The organism is Lentzea sp. NBC_00516 (genome assembly GCF_036346835.1).
In the GTDB taxonomy this organism is placed as follows: domain Bacteria; phylum Actinomycetota; class Actinomycetes; order Mycobacteriales; family Pseudonocardiaceae; genus Lentzea; species Lentzea sokolovensis.
Map to the genome: position 1 here is coordinate 9,181,748 of NZ_CP107840.1, position 20,635 is coordinate 9,202,382.

Annotated in this window: 20 protein-coding genes; 6 read left to right on the forward strand and 14 right to left on the reverse strand. The window is 67.5% G+C overall.

Annotation, left to right across the window (positions count from 1 at the left end; genetic code table 11):
• Positions 1-22 precede the first annotated feature (22 nt).
• Together OG205_RS42685 and OG205_RS42690 are read right to left on the reverse strand one after the other, a co-directional pair.
• Positions 23-2,053, reverse strand: coding sequence for an NACHT domain-containing protein (locus OG205_RS42685; RefSeq protein ID WP_330273449.1), 2,031 nt, complete (start codon positions 2,051-2,053; stop codon positions 23-25).
• Between the two features lie 103 nt (positions 2,054-2,156).
• Positions 2,157-2,357, reverse strand: a complete 201-nt coding sequence (locus OG205_RS42690) for an antitoxin (protein ID WP_319977120.1) — start codon at positions 2,355-2,357, stop codon at positions 2,157-2,159.
• Between the two features lie 249 nt (positions 2,358-2,606).
• On the opposite strand from OG205_RS42690, the gene OG205_RS42695 reads away from it, so the two are divergent.
• On the forward strand, positions 2,607-3,302 hold the full coding sequence (locus OG205_RS42695; protein WP_330273450.1) for a peptidylprolyl isomerase: 696 nt from the start codon (positions 2,607-2,609) through the stop codon (positions 3,300-3,302).
• Here the strand turns inward: OG205_RS42695 and OG205_RS42700 are convergent.
• From OG205_RS42700 to OG205_RS42725, 6 genes are all read right to left on the reverse strand, one after another.
• Complete coding sequence (locus OG205_RS42700; RefSeq protein ID WP_330273451.1) at positions 3,299-3,841, reverse strand: TetR/AcrR family transcriptional regulator; 543 nt, start codon at positions 3,839-3,841, stop codon at positions 3,299-3,301. The genes OG205_RS42695 and OG205_RS42700 overlap by 4 nt on opposite strands.
• Before the next feature lie 103 nt (positions 3,842-3,944).
• A complete protein-coding gene (locus tag OG205_RS42705) occupies positions 3,945-5,105 on the reverse strand; it encodes an acyl-CoA dehydrogenase family protein (protein WP_330273452.1) in 1,161 nt (386 codons plus the stop codon).
• Between the two features lies 1 nt (position 5,106).
• Positions 5,107-6,192: a CaiB/BaiF CoA transferase family protein gene (locus OG205_RS42710; protein ID WP_330273453.1), complete on the reverse strand. Its 1,086-nt coding sequence runs from the start codon at positions 6,190-6,192 to the stop codon at positions 5,107-5,109.
• Positions 6,189-7,307 carry a Glu/Leu/Phe/Val family dehydrogenase gene (locus OG205_RS42715; RefSeq protein ID WP_330273454.1) on the reverse strand — a complete coding sequence of 373 codons (1,119 nt, stop codon included), beginning with the start codon at positions 7,305-7,307 and terminating at the stop codon, positions 6,189-6,191. Before OG205_RS42715 ends, OG205_RS42710 begins: the two co-directional genes overlap by 4 nt.
• An 8-nt stretch (positions 7,308-7,315) precedes the next feature.
• Complete coding sequence (locus OG205_RS42720; protein ID WP_442916864.1) at positions 7,316-8,413, reverse strand: NAD(P)/FAD-dependent oxidoreductase; 1,098 nt, start codon at positions 8,411-8,413, stop codon at positions 7,316-7,318.
• A 43-nt stretch (positions 8,414-8,456) separates the two neighbouring features.
• Entirely contained in the window at positions 8,457-9,941 is a 1,485-nt protein-coding gene (locus tag OG205_RS42725; RefSeq protein ID WP_330273456.1) for an aldehyde dehydrogenase family protein, read from the reverse strand.
• Positions 9,942-10,022: 81 nt separating this feature from the next.
• On the opposite strand from OG205_RS42725, the gene OG205_RS42730 reads away from it, so the two are divergent.
• A complete protein-coding gene (locus OG205_RS42730) occupies positions 10,023-10,940 on the forward strand; it encodes a LysR family transcriptional regulator (protein WP_330273457.1) in 918 nt (305 codons plus the stop codon).
• Positions 10,941-11,017: 77 nt separating this feature from the next.
• Here the strand turns inward: OG205_RS42730 and OG205_RS42735 are convergent, their stop codons facing one another.
• The 5 genes from OG205_RS42735 to OG205_RS42755 form a co-directional block, all read right to left on the reverse strand.
• A complete protein-coding gene (locus tag OG205_RS42735) occupies positions 11,018-11,503 on the reverse strand; it encodes a DinB family protein (protein WP_330273458.1) in 486 nt (161 codons plus the stop codon).
• Positions 11,500-11,670: a DUF397 domain-containing protein gene (locus tag OG205_RS42740; protein ID WP_330273459.1), complete on the reverse strand. Its 171-nt coding sequence runs from the start codon at positions 11,668-11,670 to the stop codon at positions 11,500-11,502. Before OG205_RS42740 ends, OG205_RS42735 begins: the two co-directional genes overlap by 4 nt.
• A 12-nt stretch (positions 11,671-11,682) precedes the next feature.
• Positions 11,683-12,516, reverse strand: coding sequence for a helix-turn-helix domain-containing protein (locus tag OG205_RS42745; RefSeq protein WP_330273460.1), 834 nt, complete (start codon positions 12,514-12,516; stop codon positions 11,683-11,685).
• A gap of 109 nt (positions 12,517-12,625) precedes the next feature.
• Positions 12,626-14,005, reverse strand: a complete 1,380-nt coding sequence (locus tag OG205_RS42750; RefSeq protein ID WP_330273461.1) for an ArnT family glycosyltransferase — start codon at positions 14,003-14,005, stop codon at positions 12,626-12,628.
• Positions 14,006-14,034: 29 nt separating this feature from the next.
• On the reverse strand, positions 14,035-15,621 hold the full coding sequence (locus tag OG205_RS42755) for a thiamine pyrophosphate-binding protein (protein WP_330273462.1): 1,587 nt from the start codon (positions 15,619-15,621) through the stop codon (positions 14,035-14,037).
• A gap of 484 nt (positions 15,622-16,105) precedes the next feature.
• On the opposite strand from OG205_RS42755, the gene OG205_RS42760 reads away from it, so the two are divergent.
• The 4 genes from OG205_RS42760 (at position 16,106) to OG205_RS42775 (ending at position 18,741) form a co-directional block, all read left to right on the forward strand.
• The gene (locus OG205_RS42760) at positions 16,106-16,462 is read left to right on the forward strand and encodes a PLDc N-terminal domain-containing protein (RefSeq protein WP_330278360.1); all 357 of its coding nucleotides are present in this window, start codon (positions 16,106-16,108) and stop codon (positions 16,460-16,462) included.
• Positions 16,463-16,518: 56 nt separating this feature from the next.
• Positions 16,519-17,061, forward strand: a complete 543-nt coding sequence (locus tag OG205_RS42765) for a hypothetical protein (RefSeq protein WP_330273463.1) — start codon at positions 16,519-16,521, stop codon at positions 17,059-17,061.
• Between the two features lie 204 nt (positions 17,062-17,265).
• Positions 17,266-18,087, forward strand: a complete 822-nt coding sequence (locus tag OG205_RS42770; RefSeq protein ID WP_330273464.1) for a hypothetical protein — start codon at positions 17,266-17,268, stop codon at positions 18,085-18,087.
• A gap of 42 nt (positions 18,088-18,129) precedes the next feature.
• Positions 18,130-18,741, forward strand: a complete 612-nt coding sequence (locus tag OG205_RS42775) for an ANTAR domain-containing response regulator (protein ID WP_330273465.1) — start codon at positions 18,130-18,132, stop codon at positions 18,739-18,741.
• A 164-nt stretch (positions 18,742-18,905) separates the two neighbouring features.
• Here the strand turns inward: OG205_RS42775 and OG205_RS42780 are convergent, their stop codons facing one another.
• Positions 18,906-20,537, reverse strand: coding sequence for a hypothetical protein (locus OG205_RS42780; RefSeq protein ID WP_330273466.1), 1,632 nt, complete (start codon positions 20,535-20,537; stop codon positions 18,906-18,908).
• Between the last annotated feature and the right edge of the window lie 98 nt (positions 20,538-20,635).

Here is a 20,635-nt window from a genome sequence, read left to right on the forward strand (position 1 = left end):
ACGGCCCGCAGATGGTGAAGGTTCAACGACGCGTGGCACGAAGCAGCGCCGTCGGGTCGCACGACGCCAAGTGGTCGCGCAGGGCGACGTGTGCGAAGCGGTACTCGCCGTCGACGCGGGTGAGCAGCAACCGGTCCTGTGCGAGGTGGAGCAAAGCCTTGCGGCGGAAGGACAACTCGCCCAATGAGAGGGGACGCGTGACGCCCTCCGCGGCGACCTCGGCGAGCGCGTCGAACGGCCAGACGTAGTCGCGGGCGGCGGTCGGGGTCACCAGCAATCCCAGTGCTACTCCCAGTGCGGTTCCCCAGGACCCCATCGCACCGATCCCACCCAGTAGACCGACCGTGCCGAGAACCGGGACAGTCGGCTGCACCCACCACGGGCGCCCCAGACGCATGCGTTGCTGTTGCGCCGGGCGCACCGTGCTCCACACACGTCCGACGGCGGCGGCGAAAACTCCGCCTGCGACGCCTGCGGAGAAGCCGACGCCCATGCCCGCCAGCACCACGTAGGGGCCGATCCAGATCATCGAGACACCAGGAGCGGCGGCGATCAGCACCGCCCACGGCACAGGAGCGGAACCTGGTAAAAAACCCAACGCCAAGAAGAATGACGCCACCACCACGAACACATACGCCACGAGGTACGGCCACGGCGTGCCGATTCCACCCAGCCACAAACCGGCGAGCCCGACCAGCAATCCCGCGAACACCCCGGCCAGGAATCCCAGCGCGGCAGTCAGAATGCCGTGCGCGCGTCCCGGCGGGTGAAAGACGTGCGGCAGTCTGTTGACCAATACGAGCAACGAAGACGCGGCGACCACGAACACCAATGCGGGCCACAACCCGAGGCGCAGTCCCGTCATGAACGCAACGGCGCACACGCCACCGGCATATGCGGCAGGCACCGCGCGCACGAACAGCAACCACAACGGACGAGTCGGCAGCAGCGGAAGCCACGCACGGCGGTGAGGCATGTGCACGGGCGCACCGAGGTCCGGCCGCCCCAACCGTGCGAGGAGCTTCAACGCGCGAATGGTGGGACCTGCGCCGCGTTGGCTGGAAAGCCTTTCCGCGACGAACGAACCCACGAAGTCGATGCCGATCGCGTCGACCTGCTTGTCCAGGTGCGTCAGCGCCAGCAGGTTCAGCGCCAGCGGCGAGTCCAGCCGCTCCCAGATCGCCGGGGTGAGCGCTGCCTCCAGGCTGTCGAGCCGGGGACTGACCGAAGCGATGTACTCGAGAACCTGACCGCGCGACAGCGGCTCGACGAACACCGAGGGCAGGTTCTCGATCGGCTCCGTCGAGGTCACGACCGAGGCGAACGGCGCGAGTTCGGACTCACAGAGTGCGCGGTCGACTTGCGGCACCTCGTCCAGGCCGTCGATGAGCACGGCCACCCGCTCGCGGCGCAGCCAGATCGTGCCCGCCGAGCGACTGATGCCGTAACGGCGGTTCAACTCCCGCAGCAACCACGCGGTGAACTCCGTGGGCTTGCGAGTGCCGTACGCACGCCACGTCGCCAGGTCCACGACCACGGGAATCGGTGCCTCGGGATCGTCACGCGCCCGCTCGACCAACGCCAGGCACAGTTCGCGCAACAACGTCGACCGCCCGCTGCCGACCGGTCCGATCAGAACCATGCTGTGGCCGAGACGGTCGTAGACGGCTTCCAGGTCCGGCGACGAGACTTCCTCGCCCTCGACGCGCACGGAGAGCTTGGGCTGCTGCAGAACACCGAGCTTGATCTGCGTCTGAGCAGCCAGTGAGGCGGCCAGCAGCGTCTTCACCCGTGACTCGACCCGGTCGAGCGCGGCGGCGCGGTTGCTGGTCTCGTGACCGCGGACACGTTCCCAGAGCGCGAGACCGATCGCGACGAGCACCATCGCGCCCACCGCGGGCCACAACCACCGGCCGAACTCGCCGAAGAAACCTGGAACGGGCCCGCCGGTGCTCACGCTGATGGCCGCCGGGAGCAGCAAAACGACGGTGACCAGGCACAACGCGGCCAACGCTGTCAGCCGTGCCGCCCTCGTCACTCCGCTCGGATCCACCGTCACCTCCGCGATCCCGGCGAACGACGGTAACCGGGTCGCCGGGATCGCGGAAGTGATTCCAATCCGCGTAACTCACACGCGAACCACGCTGCTCGCGTGACTACTGCTGTTGCTGCTGCTCGCCTCCGAAGTTCCGGAGGCCTTCCTTGAGCTTGTCCTCGCCCTTGTCGATGTGCTCGCTGTGCTTGCCGCCGGTCTTGTCGTCGGCGAACTGGCCCGCACGTTCGACACCCTGATCGACCTTGTCACCGTGCTGGCCGATGAGGTCCTTGGCCTTGTTCTTCAACTCGTCGAATCCCATGACTGCATTACCTCCCTATGCAGTTCGGGTACCCGGTCTCGGATCCGATACACGTCGCTGGATCGAGTGAAGTGCGGCCAGGACGAGCACCGCGCGCCGACCGGCTCATCCTCCACATCGGACGAGTGCGGCAACGCGCTGCCGTGCTGGCGCTCGCGACGTGCGGCCAGAAGAGTCGCGCGACAACTGAGCAGCACGTGTGATCCGTTAAAACTTGCCCGGCCACCAACGCTGCACTAGGAAACGCGCATGAGGCGAATCGCAGCTGGACTGGCAGTGGCGGCGCTGGCCGTTGGTTTCATCACGACGGGCACCGCGTCCGCCGAGGTTCAGACGGCCCGGCCCGACTGCGGCTACACCGCGACACCGGAGGAGCCCGCGGCTCGCCCGGTGTCGATCCCGCACGACCCGTGGTTCACCAAGGGCAAGGTCCTGGTGAAGGTGAAGACGAATCAGGGCGACATCCCGCTGGTGCTCGACCGCGCCAAGGCGGCGTGCACCGCGCACAGCTTCATCCACCTGGCACACCGCGGTTTCTACAACCAGACCGAGTGTCACCGGCTCACCGCCTACCCGACGCTCAAGGTGCTGCAGTGCGGCGACCCGTCCAGCACGGGTGAGGGCGGCCCCGGTTACAAGTACAAGGACGAACTGCCGACCGACCTGCAGCCCGCGCCGAACGACCCGACCGGCCAGCGTCGCATCTACCCGCGCGGCACGCTCGCGATGGCGAACGCCGGCCCCGACACGAACGGCTCGCAGTTCTTCCTGGTGCAGTCGGACTCGATCCTGCGTCCGAACTACACGGTGTTCGGCCAGATCCTGCCCGAGGGTCTGAAGACCCTGGACAAGATCGCGGCCGGTGGCATCGCCGGTGAGGACCCGCTCGACGGCCGTCCGAACGTCAAGTCCGAACTGAAGTGGGTGCTCCCGCTCGGGATCTAGTGCGAGGCCCAGCCCGTGAGCGCGCCGTAGAACGCGTCGGAGAGCCGCCGGACCACCTGCTCGTCAGGTAGTCCGGCGGTTTTCGTCAGGTCGAGGATCTCTCGCGGGGCGAACAACGCGTTGTGCAGAAACCGTGCCACGTTCAACAAAGCGTCCGGCAGCGCCAGGTCGATCAGCACACCGCGCAACGCCTGGTCCCACGCGCTGCACGACAACGCCGCCGTGGCCTCGCCGCACTGCATCCGTTCCAGAAAACCTCGCTGCGACGAGAACCGCGCTATCACCGGGCCGTGCAGGTTCTGCAGCTTGACCCAGCGTGCGGCCTGGTGTTCGAACAGTTCCTTGCCGGTCTTGCGAGACCGTTCGCCGTGTTCGACCAACGACGCCATGACGTCTTCGTGGTAGGCCACCACGAGCGCTTCCACGGACGGAAAGTGCCGATACGCCGTCGCTTGCGAAAGCGCGGCCTTGTGCGCGATCGACTGCATCGTCGCCGTTGCTGGTTCAGCCCGCAGGACGTGCGTCGCGGCATCCAGCAATCGCTTGCGGTTGCGACGCGCGTCACTGCGGCTGTTTGTCTCCTCCGGCAGAACGTCCTCCCACCCGCGAACCCCGTTGCGGAGTGCAGGATAGGGCGAACGATCAACGAAATGATGCGATTCCGGTCAACGCGTGGCCGATGGATAGCAGGTGGATGTCGGAAGTGCCCTCGTAAGTAAGTACGGATTCCAGGTTGTTCGCGTGACGCAAGGGCGAGTACTCCAGCGAGATGCCGTTCGCGCCGAGGATGGTCCGGCTTTCCCGCGCGATCGCGATGGCCGACTCGACGTTGTTGTACTTGCCGACGCTGATCTGCTCGGGCTTGAGCGTGCCGGCCTCCTTGAGCCTCGCGAGGTGCAACGCCAGCAGCATCGAGTTGCTGACCTGCACCGTCATGCTCGCGAGCTTGCGCTGGGTGAGCTGGAACGCGGCGATCGGCTGGTCGAACTGGATGCGCGTGCCGGCGTAGCTGAGCGCCGCCTGCAACGAATCCCGCGCGGCGCCGACAGCGCCGAACACGATCCCGAACCGAGCCTCGTTCAGACATGTGAGCGGCGCGCGCAAGGAAGTAGCGAGCGGCAGGCGGGCGTTTTCCGGCAGCCGGACGTCCTCCAGGATCAACTCGGAAGTGACGGATGCTCGCATTGACAGCTTCTGCTTGATGTCCCGCGTCGAGAATCCCGGGGTGCCGCGAGGAACGAGGAATCCTCGAATTCCGTCCTCGGTCCGCGCCCACACCGTCGCCACGTCCGCGAGACCACCGTTGGTGATCCACATCTTGGTGCCGTTGAGCACCCAGTCCGAGCCGTCGCGCACGGCCCGTGTGCGCATGCCGGACGGGTTCGAGCCGAAGTCCGGTTCGGTCAGACCGAAGCACCCGATCGCCTCACCGGCGGCCAGGCGGGGCAGCCACTCCTGCTTCTGCTCCTCCGACCCGTACTTCCAGATCGAGTACATCGACAGCGAACCCTGCACGGACACGAAGCTGCGGATGCCGCTGTCCACCGCCTCCAGCTCCAGGCACGCGAGTCCGTACGCGAGCGCCGACGTGCCCGCGCACCCGTAGCCCTCCAGGTGCATGCCCAGCACGCCGAGCTTGCCGAGCTCCCGCGCGAGCTCGCGCGGCAGGATGCCCTCCTCGAACCACGAGGCGATGTGGGGCCGGACGTGGTCGGTCAGGTACTGCGCGACGGTGGCCTGGATGTCGCGCTCCTCGTCGCCCAGCAACGACGGGATGTCCAGCAACTGCAACGGGTCCTGCACTTCACTGCTCCAGCTTCGGCGGGCGCAGCCGGTAGGTCACCGGCGTGCGCGACAGGCGGATGGGGTTCGCGACGAGCGTCATGTCGTCGATCGTCGCGGTCGGGGCGAGGTCCAGCGACTCCGCCAGCGCGAACGCGCGCGCGACATCGTTGACAGGACCGCACGGAACGCCCAGCGGTGTCAGCGTCTCGAACCAGTGCTGCGCCGGGCGCGTCCGCAGCCGTGCCGCGAGCACCTCGAACAGCTCGTCCACGTGCTCCACCCGATCGGAGTTCGTGACGAACCGCGAGTCCGTGGCCAGCTCCGGCACGTCCAGCACCGAGCACAATCGGCGGAACTGCCGGTCGTTGCCCACCGCGAGCGCGATCGGCTGGTCAGCCGTCGGGAACACCTCGTACGGCGCGATCGACGGATGCCGGTTGCCCATCGGCTTCGGCACCGAGCCGGCCAGCGTGAAGCCCGCGCTCTGGTTCACCATGCTCGACAACAGCACCGTCAGCAGGTCCAGCTCGACGAGCTGGCCCAGCCCTGTCGCCTCCCGGTGCCGCAAGGCCGCCAGGATTCCGACGCACGCGTGCAACCCGGTCAGCACGTCGACCAGCGCCACCCCGGTCTTCACCGGCTCGTACGGACCGGGCCCGGTCACGCTCATCAACCCGCCCACGGCCTGCACGAGCAGGTCGTAGCCGGGCAGGTCCGCGCCCTTGCCCGCGCCGAATCCCGAGATCGAGCAGTAGACGAGGTCGTCCCGCCCGAGGGACTCGTAGTCCAGCCCGAACTTCTTCATGGTGCCCGGCTTGAAGTTCTCGACCACGACGTCCGCCCGCGCGATCAGCTCGCGCGCCTTCTCCCTGCCCGCCTCCGTCGACAGGTCGATCTGCACCGACGTCTTGTTCCTGTTGACGGACAGGAAGTACGTCGCCTCGTCCTGGTAGTGCGGCGGACCCCACGTGCGAGTCTCGTCGCCCCTGCCGGGCCGTTCGACCTTGACCACCTCGGCACCGAGGTCGCCCAGCATCATCGTCGCGTACGGCGCCGCCAGCACCCGGCTGAAGTCCGCGATCACCACGCCTTCGAGCGAGCTCATGCGACCCGCCCCCGCAGCCTCATCGCGGCCAGCACGCGTTCCTGCGCCAGCTCGCGCGCCGCCACATGTGTCGTGGTGCCACGACTTCTCGCCTCGACGATGACGTTCGCCGCGTTCGCCCTCAGCTTCGAGGACACGGCCTCCAGCACCGTCGCGGGGTTCACCGGGAACGGCGAGTACCGCGCGTCCATCGCGAACGCCGCCGCGATCACGCCCCCGGCGTTCGCGATGAAGTCCGGCACGACCGCGATCCCGCGCTCCGCGAGAACCTCCTGCGCCGCAACGGAAGTCGGCAGATTCGCGCCCTCGACCACCAGGGTGGTGTCGAGCTCGCCCGCGAGTTCCGCGTCGATCACGTCCTGCAGCGCCGCCGGCACCAGCACGTCGCACGGCACGCGAAGCTCGGCGCCGAGTTCACGGACGTCGCCGTACTCCTTGACCGCGAGATCACCGAACTCGTCCCGCAGCTTCAGCAGTCGCGCGACGTCCAGACCGCCTGCATCGACCAGCGCTCCGTGCACCGAGGACACGGCGACGACGACCGCGCCGAGTTCGGCGAACCGCTTCGCCGCCGCGGCACCGACCGCGCCAAAACCCTGTACCGCCACGCGTTTGCCGCGCAGCTCCATCAGTTCGTCCGCCACCTCGGCCACGCCGTACCCGGTGACGCCCAGCTCGTCGTACGGAAGACCGCCGAGTTGAGCCGGTGCGCCCATCATAGCGCCGCGGTCCGACAGTTCGTCCTGGACGATCGCGGCGTCCCGCTCGGTGAGGCCCATGTCGAGCCCGAGCACGTACTCGCGCGGCACCTCGTTGGAGAGCCTGCGCGCGAACGCCCGCAGCGCCGCTTCCTTGTCAGGGGAGGAAGGATCGAACACGATCCCCGCCTTCGCGCCGCCGAAGAACAGGTCGACCCCTGCCCACTTCCACGTCATCACGCGCGCGAGACGGGCGATCTCCGCGACCGTCACGTTCGGGGTCATCCGCGTGCCGCCCTTGCCCATGCCGCGCGCGGTGTTGTCGATGACGAGCACACCTTTCATGCCGGTGCGCCGGTCGGACACGCAGACGACCTTCTCCGGCCCCCACTCGTCCATGAGCTCGAGTACGTCCATCACAGTCCTCACACGCAGTTGAGTTCCGGCCGAGCCTGGTCGGCGGCGAATCTGGAGGCGTCCAAACTGGACACGTCGACGAAGGGCTCGCGGCCGAGCACCAGGTCGCGCACGACCTCGCCGACCGCGGGGCCCTGCAGGAAACCGTGCCCGGAAAAGCCGGTGGCGTAGAAGAACCGGCCTGCCGAGCCGATCAGCGCGTTGTGGTCCGGCGTCACCTCGTACAGCCCGGCCCACCCGTCGCGCACGCCCACGTCCAGCAGCCTCGGCGCGCGCCTGCCGATCGCCTCGGTGAGCCTGGGCAGCCACGCGTCGGACATGTCCAGCTTGAATCCCGGCGTCTCGTCCGGGTCGGACATGCCGAACAGCAGCCCCCGGCCCTCGCGGTGGAAGTAGAAGGTGCTGCCGAAGTCGATGGTGAACGGCGTCACCCGATCGTGTAGCTCCGGCATGGCCTCGGTGAACATGATCTGCCGCCGCAGCGGGGAAACCGGCAGGTCAACGCCCACCATCGCACCGATCTCCCGCGACCACGCGCCGGCCGCGCAGACCAGATTCGGCGTCGAAACGGAGCCGCGGTCGGTTTCGACGCGAAAAGTGTCAGACCCCGTTCCTACGATCGATCTCACGGTGGTTCTGGTGTGCAGACGGGCACCGAATCGGCGGGCCGCGGTGGCATAACCGAGGACGACGGACTCAGGCGTGCAGTGCCCGTCGTCCGGGGAGAAGGTCGCCGCGAGCAGGCCGTCCGTCTCGATCAGCGGAGACATCCGCCGGGCTTCCTCGACAGTCAGCATTCGACTGCGCACGCCGAGGGAGTTCTGGAGGTCGACGTTGCGCTCGAACGCCGTCACGTCATCGTCGGAAGAGAGGAGGAACAGATAGCCGACCTGGTGCAGGTCGATCTCCTGCCCGGGGCGCTGCGGAAAGCGCTGGAACAGTTCGATGGATCGAGCTCCGAGCCTGATGTTCAGTTCGTCGGAGAACTGGGCGCGCACTCCACCCGCTGCCTTGCAGGTGGAGCCGGACCCCAGGTCATCCCGCTCCACGACCACGACATCCCGGACTCCTGCCTCGGCGAGGTGAAAAGCGATGGATGTGCCCATCACCCCGCCGCCGATGACGACGACCTCCGCTTGAGCAGGCAGCTCAGGCGAGGCGGTAGTCAAGGTTCGCCTCGATCGCGAGAGTGTCCATCTGCGCCTTCTGCAGCTTCCCCGAGTAGTCCCAGTTCATGGACTGCCAGCGGGTGAACTGATCGAGCACCCACACGCCCGACTGCCGGGAGCCGTTGCCGCTCTTGCCGTTACCGCCGAACGGCAGGTGCGCCTCGGCCCCGGACGTCGAGTTGTTGACGCTCACCATTCCGGCGGAGATGCCGGCGCGGAACCGGAAGGCCTTGTTCGGGTCCGTGGTGTAGATCGAGCACGACAGGCCGTAACCCGGCTTGTTGCCGAGCTCGATCGCCTCGTCCAGGTCCGAGTACTTCATGACGCCGACGAGCGGCCCGAACGTCTCCTGCAGGAACAGTTCGTCGTCGTCGCGCACACCGGAAACGATTGCGGGGTGGTAGAAGAAGCCGTTCTCACCAGTGAAGCCGTCGCGCGGGCTGGCAGCCGAGATGCGGCCGGTCGGGCCGTGCACCGTGTGGTGCTCGCCGATCCAGCCGAGGTACTTCTCGTACGCCAGCGCGAACTTCTCGTCCAGCAACGGTCCATAGAGGACATCGGTGGCCGGGTCGCCCACGGCGGCGCCGGCGACGGCCTCGACGAACCTGGTCAGGAACTCGTCGTACACCGACTCGTGCACGATCGCCGTGCCGAGCGATGTGCAACGCTGGCCCGCGGAACCGAAGCCGGCGAACAGCGCGCCCTGCACGGCCAGGTCGAGGTCCGCGTCCTCGGTGACGACCATCGGGTTCTTGCCGCCCAGTTCCAGGCACGGCGTCTGGAGGTGGCGTCCGCACAGTTCGCCGATGCGCACACCGACCTCGCTGGACCCGGTGAAGCCGACCTTGTCGACGAGGCCCTGCCGCAGCGACTGCTCCAGTCCGTCGAACGTCTCCGAGCCCTCGGCGAAGACGATCTCGAACACGCCGGCCGGAATGCCGGCGGCCTGGAACACGTCGTAGAAGGCCTGGGCCGACGCGGCGGAGTACTCGGCGGGCTTCCACACGACCGAGTTGCCGCACAGCAACGCCGGGATGATGTACCAGGACGGCACGGCGACCGGGAAGTTGCCGGCGGTGATGATCGCCGCGACGCCGACCGGGTTGCGGAACGTGAAGAGCTGCTTGTCCGGCATCTCCGAAGGGACCGTCTGCCCGTAGAGGCGTCGGCCCTCGCCGACGAAGAAGTTGGCGGTGTCGACGATCTCCTGCACTTCGCCGCGGGCCTCCGCGATCGGCTTGCCGATCTCGCGGGTCACGAGCTGGGAGAGGGGTTCGAAGTTCGCTTCGACCAGGCGGCCGATGTTGCCGATGACCTGGCCGCGCACGGGCGCGGGCACGCGTGCCCAGGCGCGTTGTGCGGCCTTGGCGCGTTGTGCGGCGGCCACGAAGTCGCGGCTGGTCCCGAGCTCGATCTCGGTGACCACGTCGGAGGTGTTCGACGGGTTCGTGGAGACGTAGGGCATGCCTCCACCCTGGTAGGTGCCGGCGGAATCCGCCAGAGGTTGCAGAATGAAACCTCGCTACGTCGAGCGTAAGCTGCGCTGGTGCTCAATCCGGTTCATCTGCGCACGCTCGTCGAGGTCGTGAAGACGGGTTCCTTCGCGGAGGCCGCGCGCAGTCTCGGTTATACGTCGTCGGCCGTGTCGCAGCAGATCTCGGCGTTCGAGCGGGCGGTCGGCGTCACGCTCTTCGAGCGCGAGGCGCACTCGATCAGGCCTGCCAGCACCGCCCTGCTGATCGCGGACCGCGGCGGCGAGCTGCTCGCCGCGTTCGACGGGTTCGAGCACGAGGTGAAGGCGATGGTGCAGGGCCTGCGCGGGCGCCTGCGGATCGGCACGTTCCCCACGGCGAGTTCGCGGGTCATGCCGAAGGTGCTGGCGAGGCTGCAGGCGGATCTGCCCGGAGCCGAGATCCGCCTGGACGAGGCGGAGCCGGACGACGTGCTGCCGCTCGTGCTGGCCGGTGAGCTCGACCTCGCTCTGGTGTACGTGTACGACCTCGTGCCGCGAACGTGGCCGGTAGAACTGACCGTGGTGCCGTTGCTGGACGAATCGCTCCTGGTGATGGTCCCGGCGGACCATCCTGCCGCGAAGAACAACGTCAAACTCGAAGACCTCAAAGACGAACGCTGGATCGCCTCGCGCGACGGAACCTCCGGCGCGGTCTGTCTCACCCGCCTCTGTGCGGCGGCGGGCTTCGGCCCCAAGATCGCATTCCGAAGCAACGACTACGAGGTCGTGCAATCACTCGTGGCGGCCGGTGTAGGCGTCGCGCTCGTGCCCGCGCTCGGCTACCGGGAGCTGGCAGGCGCGCACGTGATGCCGTTGCGCCACAAGCCGTTGCGCAGGCATGTGCACGTGGTGCACCGCACCGCGAACACCAACCCGCTGCTGCGCGACGCGGTAGCCGCACTGCAAGAGGTGTGCCAGAACACCGTGGGTGGCTACATAAATCAGCCGTGACTCGCCGAATCTGAGTACGCGGCCTGGTGGCCCGCTGGTCCCGTTGTGGTCAGGCGAAACCTGCCCTCGTAGTCGCGCTACTCGCCGGTCTGCCCATCCGCGAGTTCACGGAGCAGGTCCAGATGGCCCACGTGACGTGCGGTTTCTTGCGCGACGTGGACCAGGATCCACCGCACGGTGCGCTCGCCGTCGGCCGCCGTGGCGTTGGGGTCCAGCTTCTTCAGCGCCTCGGCATTCGCCCATTCCTCGCGGTAGGCCTGGATGAGCGACGCCGGGGTGTCGTCGTCTTCGAGGTTCCAGGACGGGTCCGGGTCGCCCTTCCACAGTGACGGCAGGTCGAGACCCGCGCCCGCGATGCACAGCCAGTACCGCTCGACGGCGGTGAGGTGTTTGAGCAGGCCGAGCGCCGTCAGTTTCGGGGACGTGGCGATCGGGGCCGCCGCTGCCTGGTCGCGGGTCAGGCCGTCGACCTTGAGCACGGCGGTCCTGCGGAGGAAGTCCAGGAACTCCCAGGCGAGCACGCCTTCGTCGGTGGCGAGCTTCTCGGGCCAGTTTCGGGTCACCGGGCGAGTTTGTCAGCCTTCGTGGCGGCGAGGAACGCGGTCCACGCATCAGTTCCGAGCGCGATACGGGCAGCCGGAGCCTTGCTGTCCCGCACGCCGACGCCACGTCCGATCTCCACGCAGTCGGTGCCGTTGGCGCTGTAGCTGCTCTTTCGCCATTCAGTCATCTGGCAGTCTCCTCACAGGGCGATGCGTTCGATCAACTCCCTGGATTGTTCCGCATCCAACGCAGTCCGATCGAGTGACTTCAGGATGTTCGTGTAAGCCTTGGCTGAAGCTTTGTCGTCCAGGAAGACGCCGTGGTTCTCGGCGTCGATGAAGACGACAGGGTCGAGCTTGTCGAACTTCATGAGCGTGAAGGAACCGGCCTGTCCTGCGTGCGCACCGGCCGAGACGGGCACTATTCGACAAGAGATGTACGGCCGCTTGTCCATGGTCATCAGGTGGTCCAGCTGATCGGACATCACTTCCGGTCCGCCGACAAGAAGCAGTAGCGCCTGCTCGTGGATGTAGAAGGTCATCGTGCAGCGGCGCTGGATCAACACCTGTTGCCGCGCGGAGCGTGCGGTCACACGTGAGTCTGCTTCCTCGGCAGGCGAGTTCGGGTTGGCCTCGATCAAAGCCCGCATGTAGTCGGGGAGTTGGAGTGCGCCGGGGATCAGGTTCATGCTCCAGCAGAGGAGTTCTGTCGCAACCGCCTCGTGCTCGCCGATCGTGCGAGGCATGATCGGCTGGCGTTCGCCGTGGACCTGCAACCAGCCGGAACGCTCGGCCTCCCGGAACATCGTCACCAGGTGTTCGGACTCCTCGAGCGGGGTTCGGCAGATGCCCAGCAGGCGGATGAGGTCGTGCTCGCTGATGCCGCCTTTGCCGTTCATCAGGTCGGACAGCTTGGCGGGATCCCAGCCGGCGAGTTGCGAGGCGCCGCGTCCGGTCAGGCCCGCGCTTTCGATGGCCGCGCGTATGCCCGCGCCGAACTCTCGCCCACGCACCGTGGAGTCTCTCTTTGGCATGAAATGAAGCTAGAGCCAGACATCGAGTATTTCCAACAGGTTCGACCGAATTCAGCCTAAGAGGGGTCGGTGTTGGAACGCGTCCAACGTCCTAAGTGGTCAATGTTGTTCAGTAGTAGTGGCGTAGCTTCGGCCAGAAGGATTCCCATGGTTCCGTTGGGGCCGTGCACAGCTTTATCTCCGTGCCGTCTTCTTCGTTCTCCACGGGGTTGTGGTGCTGGGCGACGACCTTGCAGTCGTTGAACGGCGGCTGGCTGAAGCCGACGAGCAGGACCTTGGTGCTGGTCGGCTGCGGAGGTCCCCAGTCGTAGAAGGACATGTGGCCGGAATAGGTGTGGATCTCGGTGTAGACCTCGATCGCGCCCGCCTGGCCGTAGTTGCGGGTGATGACGACGGGGCGGTCGTTGTCGAACCAGGCGTCCTGGACGGTCATAGCTAGCTCTTGCCAGCCGACCTGTTCGCCTTGCTCGGGGTTGATGGCGATGACCGGGCCCAGTGCGCTGGGCGGCAGGATCGGTAGCGAGCCCACCAACGCAGGGATGACGCTCAGGGCCACTAGAACGCTGCCGATCGCCTTGCGGCGCAACAGCCATTCCTGCGCTTGGCGTGCGCCCGCCGCCATCAGGACCAGCAGTAGCGGGACCGCGTAGTAGGGCTTGCCGCCGGTGATGAGGCAGAGTGCGCAGAGGATCGGGTAGGCGAGTGCGATCGAGCGGAAGGTCCTGTCGCGCCACAGGTTCCGGAAGCCGATGAGCCACACCGGGACCAGAAGTGGTGACAGCATCAGGAGTTGCATCGGGACGAACATGATTCGGTTCTCGGTGCCGTCGTCCTCGCTGATGCCGCGCGCGACGGTGAGCAGTGGGAAGTCGTGCATTGCCTGCCAGATCACGGCTGGAGCGGCGATCACGGCGCACACGGCCATACCGGCGGCGAGCCACCAGGTGCGCAGGACGGTGCGCGGGCCGACGGCGAGCAGTGCGATCGCCAGAGCTGCCAGCAGCAAGAGCAGCAACCACTTGTTGGCCAGGCCCACACCGGCGGTCGCGCCCAGGGCGAGCCACCAGCGGCCGTCGCCGGACTTGAGGAGCTTGATCGCGAAGTAGCCGATGAGCGTCCAGATCAGCAGGTCCACGGTGGCGGTGGAGAGCATGTGGCTCACGGCCAGGACGAACGTCGACGTTGCCGAGGCTGCGGCCGCGAACGTGGAGCCGCCGCCCAGTTCCTTGGCGATCAAGGCGACCACGACCGTGATCGCCAGGGCCAGGAGGGTGGCGGCCACGCGGAGGCCGACCGGGGTCTCGCCGAACGCCGCTGTCGTCAGGCGGGTGAGGATCGGGGTGATCGGTGGCTGGTCGACGTAGCCCCAGTCGGGGCGTTTGCCCGCCGCGATGAAGTAGAGCTCGTCGCGGTGGAAGCCGTAACGGCCCGACAACGCGGTCAGCACCACCGCCTGCACGGCGAGCACGATCCCCAGCCCACGTCCCATGAACGGGAAGGTACCCAGGAGGTGCCTGATCAGGTGGCGTTTTTGCGGTACCAGCGCGGGGAGGTGGTGATCGGTGGCTTGAGGCTCGCGTTGACCACGATCATGGACGGGCCGGAAGCCTCGTCCAGAGCGGACCTGAGGTCGTCGAAGCCGTTCAGGGTGACCGCCGGGATGCCGAAGCTCTCGGCGAGCTTCGCGAAGTCCGGGCGGGTCAGGTCGACGCCGCTGATGGTGTGGTTCGCGATCTGCTGGTCGTAGCGGAGCATGCCGTAGCCGCCGTCGTCCACGAGCACGATGGTGAGCGGCAGGCCTTCCTGTTTGAGCGTGGCGAGGTCGCCGCACGCGAAGAGGAAGCCGCCGTCGCCGACCACCGCGATCGTGCGGTGGCTGACGGCCGCGCCGATGGCCGCCGGGAAACCGAAGCCGAGCGTGCCCCAGCCCACCGGGTAGGCGAGACCGCGAGGTTTGGTGACGTGGTGGAAGCCGCCGATCCAGTAGCCGGGGATGCACATGTCGGCGACGATCGTGGCGTCGGTGCCTTCCAGTGCCCGCAACAGTTTCATGGCCTCGGGGGAGTCGGCTTCGGCGAGCGCGCGTACCTCGGCGTTGACCGCGTCGACGTCGACTGTGGCTTGTTTGGCGGTCACGCCGGCCACGAGTGCGGTGGTGACGGTGGCCGCGTCGCCTTCGATCGTGACCTCCGCCGGGTAGTTCTTGCCGGCTTCGGCCTTGTCGATGTTGACGGCCAGCAAAGCTCGCGGCTTCGGCTGCAACCAGTTCTGGGTCATCATGCCGTCGAAGTCGGTGCCGATCGCGATCACGAGGTCGGCGTCGTCCCAGAGCTTTCCGACGGGCGGTGCGTGCACTGGGCCCCGCACGACGTGAGGGCTGTCCGTCAGGCCGCGTGCGCCGTACGTCGTGATGATCGGTGCTTGGAGTTTGGCGGCCAACGCGCCGATCGCGGGTCCGGCGCCGGATCGTGCCGCGCCGCCGCCTGCCCAGATCAACGGCCTCTCGGAACCGGCGATGAGCTTCTCGGCTTCGGTGAGGTCGGCCACCGCGTGAGCCGGCGCGATCTTCGTGACGATGTGGTGCGGGACCTCGGCGGACAGGAAGTCCGTTGGGACGCCCAGGTAAACCGGGCCGTGCGGGCTTTGGGTTGCCTGCTGGACAGCCTTGTCGGTGTACGCGGCGAGCTCCGGTGCGGAAGGCACGTCGAACGACGCCTTGGTGACCGGCGTGAACATGGCTTTCTGGTCGCGCGTCTCGTGCAGCACGCCGCGGTAGACGCCGGGCTGCCGGAGCGTCGACGGGATGTCCGTCGCGATCACGAGCACCGGGCTGCCCGACGCCCAGGCCTCACCGGTGGCGCCCAGCGTGTTCGCCGCACCAGGGCCGGTGGTCACGACCGCCACGCCGAGCTTGCCCGTGGCGCGTGCGTAGCCGTCTGCCGCGTAGACCGCTGTCTGTTCGTGGCGTACGCCGATCATGCGGATGCCAGGGTGCTTCCCCAGCGCCTCCCAGATGGCGAGGTTGTGGACACCGGGCAGGCCGAACACCACCTCGACGTCGTGCGCGGCCAGGACGGTCAGCAAGCTCTCGGCACCCTTGGGCATGCGTCCGACGCTAAGGCTCGCTTACTGCCTGGACAACGGGTGCGCAGCAGGTCTGGTGCTCAGGGTCAGGCGCGGAACGGCTCGAACCGGAGTTCCGTCACGTTGTCCAGTCCACCTGGGACGGTGTGAACGTTCCGGTCCGCGAAACCTCGTTCGAATCGAGCGAAACGCAATTCGGGCCGGTGTGGCAGGGCACCGAATTCGGCGTGTTCGCCGCGTCTTTTCCTCCCGCGGGACGAATTGGTTGCGCGGGTCGGCCGACAGCGGTGGTGGACCTGACGGCCGAACGGGACGTGCTGCACCCGAGGTTCCGTCTGGTACGGCCCGCCCGCCGCGGGACGGCATTTCCGGCCTCCGTGCGGCTTTTGTTTCGAAGGATTCACGGCTTCGTGAATTGGCCCCAGGTTGATTGACGGATGAACTGTGTTCAGGGAGTGGCCCCTTGTGCCACGATGTGCGGCGACCGCATGACCTGGGGGTGGAGATGCTGTACTTCGGTGGGCTGTTCGGAGTGCTGATGATAGGGCTGACGATCTTCGCAGTCGTGGACGTGATCACGACCGACGAAGGCTCGGTTCGCAATCTGCCGAAGATGATGTGGCTTCTTCTGGTCTTGCTGTTCCCGTTGGTGGGTTCGATCGCGTGGCTCGTAGCGGGCCGTCCGGTGGTGGGGGCCGGACGCGCGCGTTTCGCGGCCTACGAGCGCGGTACTTCTGCTTTTCCCGAGTACGACCGGCCGGGACGGTTCTCGGCCACCGATGCTGACGACGATCAGGAGTTCCTGCGCCGCTGCCGTGAGCGCGCGGAGGAACAACGACGCAAGGGACGCGAGAACCAGTGAGGATTGTCCTGCTGTTCTTGGTTGTTCTGCTCGCCGGTTGTGGCGGAAACGCGCAAATGGCGGCACAACCCCCCGCAACTCCAACGTCCACTTCGGACAAACTGGCGCCCGCCGATTTCCAGGCGCGCTGGTGGACCTGGGCCTCCCAGCCCTCGAACAGCAACCCGGTGTCCGACACCTCCGGGCGCTACTGCATGCGTGACCAGCCCGTCGAGGTCTGGCTGCTCGCCGGGTCGCTCGCTGAGGACCCGGTCGAGCGGCAGTGCCGCGTCCCCGCCTCCAAACCGCTGCTCGCGCCCGTCGTGAACCTCGCGACCGATGTCGCGGGCTGCGAGAAGTTCATGAAGAACGCGCAGGGCGAGGTGCTGATGAACGGCTCGACGCAGGCGCTGACGAGGGTGTCCGCCACGCCGTTCACCTACGAAGCGCGCGCGGGCAATCCTTACGGCACGTCGGCGGGCCGGATCAACTCGGTCGGCTGTGGTCTGTACGCGTGGATCGCACCTCCCTCCTCCGGTGAGCACGAGCTCGTGATCCGGGGCTCCGCGAACGGCAAGGAAGTCGACGTGAAGTACAAGCTGATCGTGGGCGCCGACTAGCGCGGAAAACCAGGTGCGCCGGTCCGGTAACGTGGTTCGTGGCGTCCGAGCAGACGTGAGGCTGGAGCCGCTCCCCGGCAGTGAGCGGCACTCTCCGCCGCAGTGTTCAGCAACTCCTGCTCGCTGAAGCGAACTGACCACGTAGACGCGTGACACATGCGTCCTTGTCGGCCGAGCCGGGCGGCGGAAACGAGGACTGCTGTCATGGCACGTCTGTCCACCACGGACCAGCTCGCCGATCTGCGGCGCACCTACACGGGCGAGAACCTGTCCCAGGCGGTCCCGGCCGTCCGCGACGGGGACTCCGTGTTGCCCGAAGCTGCCACCGAGGCCCAGCGCCGGCTCGAAGCCAAGGTGCTGGTCGCCGGTTGCGCCGCCGCGAGCATGCTCCAGCTGATGCCGCCCGCGAGCATCATCAGGCCCGCCCACGCGTTCCGGACCGTGGAACCGGGGGAGCCCCTGAAGCTGCACCTGAGCGACAGGGCTCTCGGCCCGTTGCTGTTCGAACTGCTGCCGCGCACCGAGGGCGGGTTCGGCATGGGCGTCGCCGGTCTCGAGCACCGGCAGTACCGGCGGTCGGCCGAGCTGACCACCGGAGACGCCGGCGTCGTGCTGACCGGCGTCGACGAGCAGGCGTGGGAACTCGGCATGCGTTACGTGCGCTGGATGCACGAGCACCGCGGCGTCGAGTACACCGACGGTGGCGGCAACGACGACGAGATCGCCGAAGCGGCCACTGGGAGCGCTCTTCTGCGCCGGGTACACCTGTGGCATGACGCGAGCTGGTTGCGAGCACTTCCGATGGGCGGGGCCTGGTTCGTCGAGTGGGCCGGTGGCCCGTCGGAGGACGAGATCAGGCAGAAGCTCGGCCACCCGGACTTCGGGACCACCCGCGAGATCACGCCGCGCCGCATCGACGCGCCGTCCGAGGACGTCGAGGAAGGCCTGCGGACCTATCCGTGGCCTGAGGAGTTCGTGTCTGCCGTCACGGCTGGTCAGCCCGATCAGCGACCTGACCGCCGGTAGACTGCGCTTTCGCCCGCAGGAACGATCGTCAGGAGGACCCCGGTGACCCAGCAGGCTGCCGAGGCCCAAGCCGAAGCCACGCGCAAGGCCCCTCGCGTCCTCGTCGCCGAAGACGAGGCGCTGATCCGTCTCGACCTCGTCGAGATGCTGCGCGAAGAGGGCTACGACGTGGCGGGCGAGGCCGCAGATGGTGAAGAGGCCATCAAGCTCGCGACCGAGCTCAATCCGGACCTGGTCATCCTGGACGTCAAGATGCCCAAGGTCGACGGGATCGAGGCGGCGCAGCACATCGCCGGCAACAGGATCGCGCCGGTCGTGATCCTCACCGCCTTCAGCCAGCGCGACCTGGTCGAGCGCGCCCGCGACGCGGGTGCGATGGCCTACCTGGTCAAGCCGTTCGCCAAGCGGGACCTCGTGCCCGCGATCGAGCTGGCGATGAGCCGGTTCGGCGAACTGGCCGCACTGGAACAGGAAGTCGCCGGGCTCACCGAGCGCCTGGAGACCCGCAAGGTCGTGGAACGGGCCAAGGGCATTCTCATGACCAAACAGGGTCTGAGCGAGCCGGAGGCGTTCAAGTGGGTGCAGCGCACCGCCATGGACCGCCGCACGACGATGAAGGCCGTCGCAGAGGCCGTCATCGAGAACTTCGGCTAGTGGTGTGGCCCGGAAGGTTGCCGGGTGAATTCGCGGTCAGACGGGTGCATCGTGGTGCCGCCCCCACGTCCTCATACTGGACGTATGGGGGCGTGGGGGCGGTGCCGCGAGGCGCCCTGCTGAGCGTGAATACGCCCGCCAACGGGCCGGGCCACACCACTTGGTCAGTTTCGGTTGAGTTCCAGCCACACGGAGTCCGTCTGCCGTCCCGGATCCTCGGGGCGCAGGCGGACTTCGACGTTGTGGCTGCCTTTCAGCGAGATCTCCAGCTCGTGCCGGCCACCTATGCCGCCGGGTATCGGCACGGTTGCCGCGAGAGAGGTGTCGACGTACACCTCGAAGCCCGCTATCGGCGCCACTGACCGTGCGTGGGCCGCGTCGAGGGTGATCACCAGTGCCGCGTCGTTCGGGCCCTTAGCGTTGATCTCAGCGGTCATGACGGGCAAAACGGCCGGTGGCTCGGTCGGCGCGTTCTCCAGCTTCACCGGCGACCGGCCGGGCACCTCCAGGTAGCTCTCCAGCACCTGGGCCTGTGACGCGCCGGGCATCCGCAGCACGAACGGCGTCAGCGCGTCCGGGCCGTCCTTGGCGAGGAGCTCGGCGGGCACGTTCCCGATCAGCGTCAACTCGCTGCCCTCCGCCGCGGACCAGCCGTTCACCGCCGCCCGCAGCGGCACCTTCGCCGTCCCGAGCTGCGCGACCAGGCCGTTCGGATCGCCGCCGTCGCCGAACCGGACAGTTGCCCGCAAGCGCGCCGAAGCGACGCCGCGCAACGGTGCGCGGGCCACGCCGATGCCAGGCGCCTCTTCTTCGGGTTCGAGCACGCGCAGAGTCCCTGCCACGAGCGGTGTCTCGATCACCTGCTCCCCAGGGCCGTACGAGCCGTAGATGCCGATCGCGTCGATTTCTACGCGTCCGGGATAGCTGGCCGGGGGCGTCACACCGATCAGCACGCTCGCCTCACGCCACTGCGGTACGACGGGCGAAGTCGCGATCTCGGTGCCGTCCTGGAGGACCCGCACGCCGTTATCTGTCAGCACTACTTCGAATCGATGCAGAACGCCCGCACCGCGCGTTCCGGGGGCCACGGAGTCGTCCACGACCACGCGAACCGCATCAGCAGGAGGTATGGGTCCGAGTCGATCAGGCGTTCCGGGCGCCAGATCGACCACGAGTTTGCCGCGCGGTCCGGCCGCGTCCGTCACGACGACCACGCGGCCCAGTTCGGCCGATCCCTTCAACAGCAGTGGCGCCCGTGAGCGCAGCACGGCCGTGTCGTTTCCACACGGCATGTCGATCACCAGGCGGCCGCCGGAGCCCGAACCGGGGTTCACGCACCCCCGCCGGCCGCTCAGGTGGTAGCGGCGGTCGAGGAGCGTGTCGTCGAAGTCGTCCAGCCAGCCGTCGACCGCCCGCCGCCAGCCGTCGTCACTCGGACGCTCCTCGGCCCTGACCGGCGAGGATCGCTGGCCGAAGGCGTCCACCGCGCGCACGTCCGGCCGTCCGGAGCCTGTGATCTCGGGCGACGCGACGAGTTTTCCGAGGACCTCGTACCCGGCCGCACCCGGCACAGGCGCCCATTGGACTCGTCCGTCGCTGCTCCATACGGAGGACGGCGGGCCGGGCTGAGGCGGCGTCGCCGAAACCCTGACGAAATCCGCTGTGTACTTAGTTAGGCGAACGGCCTCTGAACTGGGCTTCTTCAGGGCATCATCGGAGTCGCGCAGAACCAGCACCGCCGCGACGATGATCGCGACAGCGCCCACCGCGGTGATCACTCGACGACGCGGAGTCATACGTCCACGTTATGGCAGCCGTCCAAAGAGTGAACGAAGGTTACCGTCTGTGACATTGCTTAAGTGAAACATAACGCCGCGTTGCGTTATGGTCACGA